This window comes from Archangium violaceum Cb vi76 (assembly GCF_000733295.1).
In the GTDB taxonomy this organism is placed as follows: Bacteria; Myxococcota; Myxococcia; order Myxococcales; family Myxococcaceae; genus Archangium; species Archangium violaceum.
In genome coordinates, this window is record NZ_JPMI01000305.1 from 50,541 (window position 1) to 63,144 (window position 12,604).

The following is a 12,604-nucleotide window of genomic DNA, read 5'->3' on the forward strand; positions in this document are numbered from 1 at the left end:
TCCCCGAAGCGACAGGCGCGAGGCGGTCGTGGCTCGCGAGTGCCGGCGGACCCGGCCCCCGTGGATCCGCGGGTCCACCGCAGCCGCGCCATGCTCCGCGACGCGCTCCTCGCGTTGATCCGTGAGCGGGGCTTCGATGCCATCAACGTGCAGGACATCACCGAGCGCGCCCAGCTCAACCGCAGCACCTTCTACCTGCACTACCGCGACAAGGACGAGCTGCTCACGCACATCATGCGGGACATGCTCTCCGAGCTCTCGCGCAGGAGTCAGCCGCTGGGGGACTCGACCGAGCGCCTCCATCGAACCCTGACGGACTGGTTCCAGCACGCGGACGAGCACGCCGAGCTGTACCACCTCATGCTCGGCCAGAGCGGTATGCGCGCCTACCAGATCCAGTTGCGCAACATCCTCGAGCAGCTCATGAGTCGAGAACTGGAGGGAGCCGCCCTTCCTCCCGGTCTCGAGGGAGTGCCCCTCCCCGTCGTGAATCGCTTCCTGACCTCGGCATTCCTGGGGGTGCTCGAGTGGTGGTTGGACCGACGCTCGCCCCATCCACCCGAGGGCATGGCGCGGTGGCTGGGAGCACTCACCTCCCTGCTGGTGAAGCCACCAGCGGACGCGCCTCGGTCGCCCCGAAGCCGGTAGTCCTCCCCGGACTTCTTCGACATTCGCGAGCGCGTGTCGATTAAGCGGCGCCCCGTCAGGGAGTGTCGGTTGTGCGCCACTCTCCGCGATGTCACATCAGCATCATCATGATGCTGACCGAGGCACAGAAAGACGATCTGGCGAGGCTCCTCCGCCCGGTGGCTCCGCCGCTCGAGGTGGACGATGTCTATTCACGGGACCAGCTCCAGCGGTTGCTGGGGGTGGTGCGGAGCAGCGGGCCGCACAAGCTGATCATCGCGCAGCATTTCGCCTCCGCCGAGGAGCTCATCGCCACCTCCGCGGGTGGGGTTCCCGAGGGAGTGATCCCGACGCTCGAGATGTTCCTGTCGCCCACGTTCCGCAACTTCTACGGGAACCATGCGACCTGCCTGTTCCCCGAGATCAACGACTGCTTCTACAACGACAAGTTCCTGCGGCTCGCGAAGAGCTACTGGGGCGCGAAGTATGCCCGGCCCCAGATGATGCTCTTCAATGTGAACGGCCCGTGCGGCAATACGGACCCCGGACACCTGGACTCCCCGAGCTTCCGTGGCATCCGCTACGAGAACTCGCCGACCTGGCTCTGCAGCGTCATGGGGAAGTCGGGGCTGTTCCGCGACCACCTCATCAAGATGGCCCAGGTCATCACCTGGTTCTCACATGATCCCGAGAGCGGCTTCACCTATTGGCCCGATGGGCCACGCGCGGCACCCAGGCGCGTGAAACCGCCCATCTACAACCGGGGCGTCGTCGTCCAGAACGAGATGATGGTCCACCGCGGCGAGGCCAATGGACCCGTGGAGCAGCAGTTCCCCGCGGGGCTGGACTTCCACAGCGTGTTCGCCGGAGCGCCTGACAGCCGCGAGCACTGGATCGTGAAGACCGGTGACCAGGAGATCGCGCGCTACCACACGGATGAACTGCGCTTCCTGGTCCACTGGTCGGCCGAGGTGTACGAGGACTTCGCCGAGCTGAAGAAGAACATGGACCACACCGAGGACCTGACCTTCGAGCGGGTCTTCGACACGCTGATCAAGGACGTGCGCGCCAAGGGGCTCCAGGTCGAGACGCCCACGGATCCGCTGCATGACCCCGTGTTCATCCGCACCATCAACGCGGCCTACGACATCGGCCGTCCCACGCTCTACCCGCCCGAGGCACCCGTCACGCGGTTCCGCACCGCGGCTTGAGGACCACACCATGCCCGACCTTCCCTCCTCCTCCCTGCCCACGCTCCCCGAGAATCCCTCGCTGTCCACCCGCCTTCGTGTGGGCCTTCAGGCGCTCAAGGTCCTGCAGGTCAATCCCACGGACCCCGCCTGGGGCGCCCTGTTCTACGACAGCGTGGAGATTGGTCTGTGCGCGTCGCTCGCCCGGGACTTCTCCCTCCACGAGGAGGGCCGCCACCTGCTGGCCGAGAGGCCCTCGTTGAAGGCCTCGGCGATGGACCTGGATGCGCTCGAGAAGCTTCCCGCCGGGTCGCTCGGCCACACGTTCGCGCGCTACTTCCGGGAGCAGGGGCTGACGCCGATCGACACCCTCACCCCGCCGAAGAACGATGCCCAGTACGTCGCCACGCGCCTGCGGGAGACGCATGACCTCCACCACATGGTGACCGGCTACGGCACGGATGTCCTGGGAGAGATGGAGTTGCAAGCGTTCACCCTGGGCAACCTCCACCTGCGCACCTCGCTCCTCATCCTGCTCCAGTCGGGGAAGGCGTCCCAGCAGGTCCCCGGATTCGATGCGGCCCAATACGCCCGGAAGCTGTGGACCGCATTCCGGCGCGGCAGCCAGTCCCGGCAGCTCGCCAGCTTCCGGTGGGAGGACCACTGGGCAACGCCACTCGCCATGCTGCGTGAGCAGCTCGTCGCGCCCGCGAGGCAGTGGAATTGAGGCAACCGCTGGACGTCCGCGACCCGATTTCGTAGGTTAGCTGGCCGTATGCGGAACTTCCTACCTCGGCAGTCTACCCTGCTGCTCGTCCTCGTGGCGTCCATGGCTGCGGCCAAGGGCCGCGAGCCTGCCTCCCGGAGCCTCTACCTTCCGGATGATCCACGGGAAGCGGTACACCCGGTGTACGTCGCCGGTGAGATGGGAACCGTGCTCCGGTTCGCGCAGCCGGTCGATCCCGCCAGGACGAAGATGCTGGGTTGGGAAGGCCGCTTCGAGCCCTTGCTCGCAGGGGGTCATCTCGTCGTCGTGACACCACTCAAGGAGCTCGACCCGGAGGATCGGTTCCTGCTGGTCGTGACGCTTCAGAATGGGAAGGAACTCCCCTTCACCGTCACGGCGCAGGAAGCGCGGTTCGATCATCAGGTGAATGTGTTCCCTGTCGAAGAAAGCCCGGAAGCGCTCCGGAGCCGACTGGCTCATCACCAGACCCGGGAACGGATTCTCGAGGAAGAGAATGAGCGCTACCGGAACGAGGAGACCTCGATTGACCACGCCATCGCCGCACTCCTGACCAGGGGGGCGGCGAAGATGACGTCGATGCGTCCGAAGGTGGCTCATTTTTTCAAGAATCCCCAGGGCGTTGAGTTCCTGATAACCGTTCTGGCCAGCAAGAAAGACAACAAGGTCGCGGTCGTCTTCGACGTGAAGAACAACAGCCCGACTGAGTCTTGGAGTCTGTTGGAAGCGCGCCTGGTGACCGAGGCAGGAGGAGAGAAGAAGCCTTTTGCACTGCGTGCCACCCAGGAGTACCTGGCACCGGGAGGAATGAGCGGGACCATCGCCGTCGTCATGGACGCGGGCGTCTTCGACTCGAGCAATGGCCCCGAGCGGCTCGTACTTGAGCTCTTCCGTCGAGGAACCGGGCTCCGAGAGGCTTGGGTTCTTCTGGATCGACAACTGTTGCGCTAGTACATGCGTACCCACATGGCTCCGACCCACGTGCCACTTCTTGTCTCCGTCGTCCTGCTGTGTGTGTGCTCAGGTTGTGTGACTGCCGGAGGCGTGTCCCTTCGCGCAGATGGGAGCCCAGGCCCGCAGGAATGCCCGGAAAAGGCGCTCGAAGTCATGCGAGTACTTCACCTGAATGTGGGGGACGGCTCGATCGTTGAACTGGACACCAACCAGACCGACACCAGCCCCATCACCCTGTATGACGGGCCCGTGGAAAGCATGCTGGACAAGAGCCTCGGGCCCCTTCCACCCGTTACCCGTCTTTATGGCCGGGTGTGGACGGGTGGCCCGCAGGTCGTCATCCGGTATTACGAGGCGCACGTGCCCGACGAAGAGCCGATGCCCATTTGCGCTGTGGCTCGGCTCGGTCGTGGTCAGTTGCAGAAAAAGCCCGAGTCCAAACCCGGAACGGCCATCGTTGAGTTCTCGCGTGCTGGCGTCTTCGTGGTGAATTCGTTCCGGTGAGCGGGTTGTCTGCAGGAGCAGGAACATCCACCGACGACCCACGACTGAAGAAGGAGTCCGCATGGGACGGGTGTGACGGAAGGAACCCGGGCGCCAACCCGCTCTCCTAGGCACCAGGCAGGGAGGTATGCGCCTCCAGGCTGTCTCCCCGGGAGATGATGAAACACACGCGGGGAATGGGTGTGATCACGTCGAACGTGTGCGGCGCGCCCGTGCCGAAGTCGAGCAGCGACAGATCGAAGCGGGAGATGTTGTTGACCAGCAGCCCGTGGCTCTCCGTCGAGAAGCCCACCAGATCCACGCCCTCGGAGCCCCACGTGCGCCGCACCTCCTCCAGCAGCGCATGGCTGCGGAGGAAGTCCTCGGCGCTCGCGGACTGGAGCCGCGCCCGGATGCGGGCCGCGAGCGCTGGCACCGGAAGCGTCGTGGCCTCCTCGGGCGAGAGCGGCACGCGCAGCGGCAGCCCGGCATTGCCGAAGTACGACGCCGGCAGCAGCCTGGGAACGCGCCGGAAGTCGAAGACCGTCCCCAGCTCCGGCTCGGCCCTGGGCCTCCGCTCGGGCTGCCGGCGGTAGTGCCGCCACAGGAGGGCCGCCAGCACGTCGCCCGCCGTCACCTGGGGACGGCTCACCCGTGCATCCCGCAGCAACGTCTCCACCTCCTCGCGAGCGAAGCGCCGGATGTCCCAGCGGTAGTCCTCACGGACGCGGGGGGACGGGGGCACCCGGAGCCCGAAGCCCGCACGCCGCAACTGCGCCTCCAGGGGCAGGGACTTGTCCAGCGACGGCGCCGGAGGAAACTCGGGCTCGGAGGCGGCCGGCAGCACCGGGGCCTGCCCGCGCACGGCCCGCGCCCACGCGCTCAGGAAGAGCACCAGGCTGCCCCCATCGCCGAGCCCGTGCGACATGCTCGCCCCGAGGCACCCTCCTCCCGAGGTGAACCGGGAGATCTTCACCCGGCACCGGGGCGGCCCGGAGCCCGGCCGCACGGAGTCGAAGAGCACGGCCCGGGAGATCTTGTCCTCGGGGGGCTCGGCGACCCCCGCGATGTCGAGCAGCGCGACCCCTTCCCCCAACCGCGGGAACGCGGGCAGGATCCGCGCCAGCCCCTCGGCCAGCACCTCCGCCGCGGGCAACCGCTCGTAGAAGAAGGCGAACTCGATGGGGAGATCATCCGGCCCCGCGAAGAACTCATCCAGGGCCGACAACGACACCGGTCCGCTCATGGCCCTCTCAGGGGAAACGGTAGATCACTCCACCCGAGTGCAGCCCCGAGCCCACCCCGAGGATCAACGCGGTCTGCCCGGACTCGTGGCGCCCCGCCTGCAGGAAGCCGTGCAGCACGAGCCCCAGCGAGGCCGCCGCGCAGTTGCCCTGCTCCTCCATGTTGAAGAACGACTTCTCCTCGGGGATGCCGGTGCTCTTGAGCCAGCGCCGCTGCAGCTGCGCGTTGCTCATGTTGAAGAGCACCCAGTCCGCCTCCTTCATCTCCCGGGCGGCGAGCACCTCGGTGTGCAGCCGCGAGAACGCCTGGTTGATGTTGTTGGGGACACTCCGGTAGTCGATGACGAAGTGGTCCTCCAGCAACTCCTGGATGTTGTCGCGGGTGGGCACGTGCTTGGAGCCGCCGAACTTCTTGTGCACCACGTCCCGGCCAGGCTCCGTGTGCATGTGGAAGGAGGAGAAACCCACCGGCTCCTTGCTCCGCTCCGCCGACAGCACGAACGCCGCCGCCCCATCTCCGAAGATGGTCGCCTGCAGCCAGATGCGATCCTTGAGCTCCGGCTTGCAGTACGAGGACATGGAGCTGGCCGCGCACACGAGCACGTTGCGCGCCTGGCCCGAGCGGATCATCGACGTGGCCAGCATCATCGCGTTGAGCGTGCCCGCGCATCCGGCGATGTGCGTGAGCGCCATCACGTTGGCGGGCGCCCCCAGCCGCTGGTGCAGGATGCACGCGGGATCCGGCGTGCACACCGTGGTGGGCGTGAGGGTCACGAACAGGATGACCTGCACATCACTGATGTGCATCCCCGCGTCCTTCAGCGCCTGCTTCGCCGCCTCGTGGACGAGATCGTCCTCGTCGAGATCATCGAGCCGATCGTGCTTGTAGTCGTAGCGGGTGTGCCGCGTCCTGACCCCGAAGGTCTCGTAGACCCAGTTGGGATCCCGCCGACCATGCCACTCGCAGATGTCCTCGTTGGTGAAGGCGAGCGGCGGCAGCGCCATTCCGCTGCCCCGAATCACCACGGAGGGAGAGACGTCGTTCCGGAAAGAGCTCGACGGGACCATAAACCGTCCTTAGCAACCCGAAGGGTGGAGTGAGTCGAGGGGTTCGATGGGCGGCTTCATGGGACAGCCATCGAGAGCCCATCCGATGAATTCGTGAGGAACACGCACGCCGGGCTGACCACGACAAGAGTACTACAGCCGCGAGCTACTCTCATCTGGGTCAGTCGGGCACCACATGGGGTTCTCGGAACCCACGCCTGTCCGGGAGTTCATGGATGGAAACGCGCGCACATCCCGTACTCGAGAGGCCTCATGGTCCACGCGCTGGACTCTCGTTCCACCCGCTCGAACAGATCCAGCGAAGCTGAATCTCGTGCAGCGGGCCGCCATCGCGCGTGCTACAGAGCGCCGGCACCCACTCACCTGGTAGGCAGGTGAGCGACCCGCTCCGCTACACGGAGCGCGTGTGCAACCCCATCATCAAGTCAGGCACGGCAGGAGTCCCCCTCCCCCGCACCGCCGGTGGAAGGTCCGGCTCCGAGCGTGCTCGAGAACAGCCCCAAGGAGGGCATCCATGCAGATCGCGAAGGACAGCGTCGTCACCATCGACTACCGGCTCCACCTGGGTGACGGGAAGATCATCGACGAGAGCGAGCCGGGGGATCCGCTCGTCTACCTGCACGGGTACGAGGAGATCGTCCCGGGGCTGGAGAAGGCGCTCGAGGGCAAGAAGGCGGGCGAGTCGCTGAAGGTGGTGGTCGAGCCCAAGGACGGTTACGGGGAGTACGATCCGGACGGTGTGGAGGAGGTGCCGCGCGAGGACTTCCCGCCGGACATGGAGCTGGAGGCCGGCGGCGTCGTCAGCGCCACGGACGAGGACGGCGACGACGTCGAGTTCCTCGTGAAGGAGGTGCGGGCCAAGACGGTGGTGATCGACTTCAATGATCCGATGGCCGGCAAGACGCTCCACTTCGACGTCACCGTGCGCGAGGTGCGCGCGGCGACGAAGGAGGAGCTCGAGCACGGCCACGCGCACGCCCCTGGCCACGAGCACTGAACCCCTCGTCCGAGCCACACCACCATCGCTGCACGGTCCAGGCCTCACCCGGCCCCACACCCGGGCATGTGAGGCTTGACCCATCTGGCGAGCCTTCCTACGCAACCGCGCCGTCTACTAGCGCCCCACGTTCCTTGACGAATGTAGCGATGACTTCCTAGGCTTTCCTTTTTTCCCCACACCCTGTGGAACACGGAGAGTACGGATGCGTTACACGCGCAAGGATGTCTCGGAGCTGCTGGAGACGGTGAACGGAGGCCCGGACGTCGACGGCTTCGCCACGACGTCGAACATCGCGGGCAACACGATGGTGCTGGTGGCGTCGGGTCCGGGCACGGCCTGGCAGAACGTCTACAACCCGAGCCACCGCATCTGCGAGGACGGGACGACCCCGCCCTACCCCGAGGACGGAAGCAGCCTCTGCTACTAATAGGGAATGAACAACCGCCTCGTCCTGCTCCTCAACACCCATATGCCGCAGGTGCTGGGCGAGGGGGCCCTCCTCGATGAGCCGGAGAGCTGGCTCTTCGAGGCGCTGACGGAGACGTACCTCCCCCTGTTCCGGATGATGTCGCGCTGGGAGCCCCAGCGCTTCTCCGGAACGCTGGTGCTGTCCTTCACCCCGTGTCTGGTGCAACAGCTGCTGGCGTGCGAGGAGCGCTACACGCGCTACCTGCACCTGATGGGGCGCATCGCCACGCGCGAGCTGGAGCGCACCTCCCAGCGCGAGCTCTACAACCGCTACGAGAAGTATCCGCGGGAGCTCCCGGACGAGGCGCTGCACCGGCTCCACCAGACGGCGGGCATGTACCTGCGGCGCGTGGAGGACAGCCTGGCCTTCCTGAAGGAGCACCGCCTGCGCGACGTGCTCGGCCAGCTGGGTCGCTCGCGGCTTCCGGGTGTTCAGTTGTGGACATCCTCGCCCCAGCACAACTTCCTGCCCTTCTTCGAGCCCGCCACCGCGGATCGGTTGGTGGCCCGGGGCGTCGAGTCCTTCCAGGAGGTTTTCGGCCGCGATCCGGATGGCTTCTGGCTGCCCGAGTGCGCCTTCCGGCCCGGGCTCGAGCGCGTGCTGACGCGCCACGGGGTGCGCCGCACGGCGCTCAGCCTCCATGGCATCGGCGCCTACCAGCCGGAGGATCCGAGCGGCCCGTACCGCCATGGAGATCTGGAGGTGCTCGTCCACGACTACCGGATTGGCCTGCACCTGTGGAAGTCACCCGAGTCCACCTTCCCGGCGCACCCCGTGTACCGCGAGTTCTTCCGGGACCTGGGCTTCGACGTGGTGCCCGAGTACTTCGACGAGCTGGGCGTGCCCGTGCCCGCGAACAAGCGGGGCCACCTGTGGACGGGCATCAAGTACCACGCGGTGAGCGGCAGGGACGTGGGCCTGGGGCACAAGGCGCTCTACGATCCGGAGGCCGCCCGCGCCCAGGTGCCCCACCACGTGCGCGCCTTCTGGGAGCTGCTGGAGTCGCGCCGGGCGCTCGTCCAGGACGGACAGACGTTCGTGCTCGCCTTCGACACCGAGCTCTTCGGCCACTGGTGGCACGAGGGGATCGACTGGCTCGAGGGCGTGCTGCAGCCCGAGGCGCCGCGCGAGTCCATTGCCGCGAAGGTGGAGTCCCCTCCTCCGCCGCCCGAGCTGCCGCGGCTCTACTACTCGACGTGGGGAACGGACTTCTACAGCGAGCACTGGCTGACGCCGGCCAACTGCTGGATGTACGCGCTCATCAAGCTGGTGGAGGCGCACCTGCCGCCACCGGTGGACGAGGCGTCCCGCGAGCTGTGGCGCCGCTTCGAGCTGTTCAGCGGGAGCGATCTGCTCTTCATGATGCCGGACCCCTCGCAGAAGGAGCGGGCCCGCTCGCTGTTCCTCGCGCGCTACGAGGACCTGGTCTCGCGCCTGCCCGCCTTCGAGCCCGAGCTGCTCGCCGCCTACCCGGTGGATCCCTTCAAGTGCGTGCTCGTGCACGTGATGAAGCCGGGGGACGAGACCCCACCGTCCTTCCAGCTGCGCCGGCTGTCGCGGGAGGACGAGCGCGTGGCCCGGCGCCGGGAGATCACGCTGGAGCCCGAGGTGCGCGAGGTCGCGGGACTGCGCGTCTGCTTCCAGTACTTCCTGCTGCACCCGCAGGGCCGGTACTCGCTGCGCGTGGAGGGCTCGGAGCGCGAGCACCTCTTCCAGATGCCGGACTACGGCATGCCGCTGCTGATCGCCCAGGACGCACGGGCATATCCCAAGTACGACCCCGAGGTGCTCTACCGGAAGCTGGGGGAGATCTGGGAGGGAGACGAGCACCTGCCCATCAAGGCGGCGCCCACGCTGCGCAGCCGCCACGTGTACACGCGCGAGGCGCTGGCCGGGGTGCTCGCCGGGCGGCGTGCGGCGGTCTTCAAGTACAACAAGGAGGGGTACGCGCTGCTGCGCTTCCGCGAGCAGGCGCTGGCCCCGGCCTCGATCGTCTTCGATGACACCGTGTCCTTGAGCGACGCGGGCGCGTACATCCAGGCCGGAGCCATGTCCGTGCCGGTGAGCAGCGATCCGGCGGAGGTCGCGCGGCAGGACTTCGACGCGATCGTCTTCACGTGCTCGCTCAACTTCGAGTCCGAGGTGCCGCACGTCCGCGCGTTGCTGGAAGTGGCCACGCGCCGGCGGCTGCCGGTGATCTCGCTGTACGACGACATCCTCTATTACGATCTGTTCGATGGGTTGGACGTGGATCCGGAGCTCTTCTACCGGGTGGCCGTACCCGAGCAGGACGCCCTGGCCGTCCAGGCCCCGGAGACGTACCGGCCGCGCAACCTGCTGGGCGTCTTCGGCACGGACACGGTACAGGGCAAGTTCACCACGCAGCTCTACCTGCGCGAGGCCCTGGCCCGGCGGAAGCTGCACGTGCGCCACCACTCCACGGAGCCCACGGGCATCCTGCTCGGAGCGGACACCGGCTATTCGCGCGTGCTGCACGTGGAGCTGGCCCAGCGGCTGGCGTTCGAGCGGCGGCTCATGCTGGGACTGGCCGAGGGGTGCGATCTGGTCATCACCGGCGGACAGAACGGGCTGCTCTACACCCCGCCGGGAGCCGATCGCCGGGCCAACGCCTCCACGCTCATCTACGAGACGTTCCTGCCGCGGCTGGTGGTGTTGACGGTCTCGGTGGACACCCGGGCGGAGGACGTGGTGGCCACGCGCGAGTACCTGGAGACGCTGGCCCGCGAGCACGGGGTGACCTGCACGGTGGTGGGCCTGGCGATGATGGGCGGGCGCAAGCTGCACGGCAGCCGGTGGACCGAGACGTGGTTCCTCGGCGTCCGGGATGAGGTGCTGGAGGGCGCGCGGCAGCGGTTGGAGCAGCACACCGGCCTGCGCGTCCACGCCATTCCCGAGGAGGCGGACGCACTGGCCCAGGCCGTGCTCACGCACCTGTGATGGAGGTGAACGGCGAGACGCGGGAGGCGCCTCCCGGACTGCGGCGGTCGGCGCGGTACCTCGCCGCGCTCGTGCGGCTGCTGCGCCCCGCGTGGGGCCTGCTGGCCCGGGGCGCGATGCTCGGGCCCGTCATCACGCTCCTCAGCCTGGTGCCGCCCTACCTCACCCGGCTGCTGTTCGACCATGTCACCGCCACGCGGGACGTGGGCCTGCTCGAGGTGCTGGTGGCCGGCATCTTCGCCGCGTCCATGGCGGCCGTGCTGGCGGAGTCGCTGCTGAACTACACCTCGGCCTACCTGAACATCAAGTTGGAGAGCTCCGCCGTCCTCTACCTCTTCAACCATGTGCAGCACCTGCCGGATCGCTTCTTCTCCCAACGGCAGACGGGGGAGATCACCAGCCGGTTCGAGGACGCCCGCGCCGGACTGTCCCTGGTGGTGGGCCTGGTCAGGCTCGTCTTCTCGCAGGGGACGTATGTGCTGATCATCCCCTTCACCCTGGCCTCCCTGCACTGGAAGCTCGCGCTGGCGGCGATCGCCACGCTGCCGCTCGCGGTGGTGGTGCCGCTCGTGCTCGGACGCCGGATGGGAGGAGCCTGGCAGGAGGTGGTGGGCGCCTATACCTCGCTCAACGCCCTGCAGTTGGAGGCCCTGCGGCAGACCCGCACGAGCAAGGTGCTGACGCTCGAGCCGCTCATGTACGAGCGCACGGCGGGACAGATGCGCGCGGTGCTGCGGGCGCACCTGCGGGCCCATGGAGCGGATGGGCTGCTGCGGCTGTGCGAGCGCGCGGTGGAGGCGGCGCAGATCGCCCTGTTCACCTGGCTGGGCTGGCGCCTCATCCTCGCGGGGGAGCTCAGCCTGGGTGGATACATGGCCTTCGTGGCCTATGCCGCGTACCTGCGTGGCCCGGTGCTCGAGATCATCTCCTTCGTCACCCAGGTGCAGCAGCGCGGCGTCCACCTCCAGCGCTTCTTCGAGTACCTGAACGAGACACCGGAGCAGGATCCGTCGAGTGCCCTGCGGCCCCCGGGGCCCCTTTCGTGGCGGCTGCGCGGCGGGGTGGCGCTGGAGGGAGTGTCGTTCGCGTACACGCCGGGCGAGGAAGTGCTGCGCGAGGTGAGCGCGCGAATCGAGCCGGGGGCGGTGGTGACGATCGTCGGGCCGAGCGGCTCGGGGAAGACGACGCTGGCGCGGCTGCTGACACGGCTGGAGTCGCCCGGGCGTGGGCGCGTGCTGTACGACGGGCGCGACGCGGGGGAAGTGGAGCTCTCCGAGCTGCGCCGGCAGCTCGCCGTGGTGTGGCAGGACGTGGAGCTGTTCCACGGCACCCTGCTCGAGAACCTCACCCTGGGCCTTCCGCCGGTGCCTCGGGAGGAGGTGGAGCGCGTGGTGCGGCTGTGCGGGTTGGAGCAGCTCGTGGCGTCCCTGCCCCAGGGCTACGAGACACGGGTGGCCGAGGGGGGAGCGAGTCTATCGGGTGGGCAGCGGCAACGGCTGGCGCTGGCTCGGGCGGTGCTGCGGGATGCGCCAGTGCTGGTGCTGGACGAGGCCACCTCCCAGCTCGATGTGGAGACCGAGGCGACGGTGGTGCGGGGGTTGCTCGCACGAGCGCGGGAGCGGGGGCAGACGGTGCTGTTCATCACGCACCGGTTGGCCAACGCGCCGTTGGCGGATGAGGTGTGGATGCTCGCTGGGGGCCGGTTGGTGGGCCGGGGGCCGCATGCGGAGCTGCTGGCACGCTGTGCGCCCTACCAACGCCTGTTCCGAGCGGGAGAGGGTGAAGCCGATGCCGCCTGAGTTCTTCTACTACCCCCTCTCCCCTCGGGAGAGGGTCAGGGTGAGGGTGCCCGGACCCGTTCTTCAA

General features: G+C 67.7%; 11 protein-coding genes. 9 read left to right on the forward strand and 2 right to left on the reverse strand.

The features are described from left to right. Positions 1-60: 60 nt before the first annotated feature. From Q664_RS42600 to Q664_RS42620, 5 genes are all read left to right on the forward strand, one after another. Positions 61-648 carry a TetR/AcrR family transcriptional regulator gene (locus tag Q664_RS42600; RefSeq protein WP_152622655.1) on the forward strand — a complete coding sequence of 196 codons (588 nt, stop codon included), beginning with the start codon at positions 61-63 and terminating at the stop codon, positions 646-648. Positions 649-755: 107 nt separating this feature from the next. Further along, positions 756-1,838: a hypothetical protein gene (locus Q664_RS42605; protein ID WP_235217091.1), complete on the forward strand. Its 1,083-nt coding sequence runs from the start codon at positions 756-758 to the stop codon at positions 1,836-1,838. Between the two features lie 10 nt (positions 1,839-1,848). Beyond that, positions 1,849-2,544, forward strand: a complete 696-nt coding sequence (locus tag Q664_RS53425; RefSeq protein ID WP_052519373.1) for a Coq4 family protein — start codon at positions 1,849-1,851, stop codon at positions 2,542-2,544. Between the two features lie 102 nt (positions 2,545-2,646). Continuing rightward, a complete protein-coding gene (locus Q664_RS42615; protein WP_043410140.1) occupies positions 2,647-3,513 on the forward strand; it encodes a DUF2381 family protein in 867 nt (288 codons plus the stop codon). A gap of 15 nt (positions 3,514-3,528) precedes the next feature. After that, positions 3,529-4,020, forward strand: a complete 492-nt coding sequence (locus Q664_RS42620; protein ID WP_043410081.1) for a hypothetical protein — start codon at positions 3,529-3,531, stop codon at positions 4,018-4,020. A 106-nt stretch (positions 4,021-4,126) separates the two neighbouring features. Here Q664_RS42620 and Q664_RS42625 read toward each other — a convergent pair whose 3' ends face one another. Both Q664_RS42625 and Q664_RS42630 read right to left on the reverse strand, forming a co-directional pair. Next, positions 4,127-5,245: an acyltransferase gene (locus Q664_RS42625; protein ID WP_043410084.1), complete on the reverse strand. Its 1,119-nt coding sequence runs from the start codon at positions 5,243-5,245 to the stop codon at positions 4,127-4,129. A 7-nt stretch (positions 5,246-5,252) separates the two neighbouring features. Next, positions 5,253-6,248 carry a 3-oxoacyl-ACP synthase III family protein gene (locus tag Q664_RS42630; protein ID WP_160174627.1) on the reverse strand — a complete coding sequence of 332 codons (996 nt, stop codon included), beginning with the start codon at positions 6,246-6,248 and terminating at the stop codon, positions 5,253-5,255. Positions 6,249-6,825: 577 nt separating this feature from the next. On the opposite strand from Q664_RS42630, the gene Q664_RS42635 reads away from it, so the two are divergent. The 4 genes from Q664_RS42635 to Q664_RS42650 all read left to right on the forward strand — a co-directional run bounded on the left by Q664_RS42635 (position 6,826) and on the right by Q664_RS42650 (position 12,537). Then, on the forward strand, positions 6,826-7,308 hold the full coding sequence (locus Q664_RS42635) for an FKBP-type peptidyl-prolyl cis-trans isomerase (RefSeq protein ID WP_043410091.1): 483 nt from the start codon (positions 6,826-6,828) through the stop codon (positions 7,306-7,308). Positions 7,309-7,513: 205 nt separating this feature from the next. Continuing rightward, the gene (locus tag Q664_RS42640; protein ID WP_043410094.1) at positions 7,514-7,738 is read left to right on the forward strand and encodes a hypothetical protein; all 225 of its coding nucleotides are present in this window, start codon (positions 7,514-7,516) and stop codon (positions 7,736-7,738) included. A 6-nt stretch (positions 7,739-7,744) separates the two neighbouring features. Then, on the forward strand, positions 7,745-10,738 hold the full coding sequence (locus Q664_RS42645; RefSeq protein WP_043410095.1) for a DUF1611 domain-containing protein: 2,994 nt from the start codon (positions 7,745-7,747) through the stop codon (positions 10,736-10,738). After that, a complete protein-coding gene (locus Q664_RS42650) occupies positions 10,738-12,537 on the forward strand; it encodes a peptidase domain-containing ABC transporter (RefSeq protein WP_235217092.1) in 1,800 nt (599 codons plus the stop codon). The genes Q664_RS42645 and Q664_RS42650 overlap by 1 nt, the downstream gene beginning before the upstream one ends. The last annotated feature ends 67 nt before the right edge of the window (positions 12,538-12,604 follow it).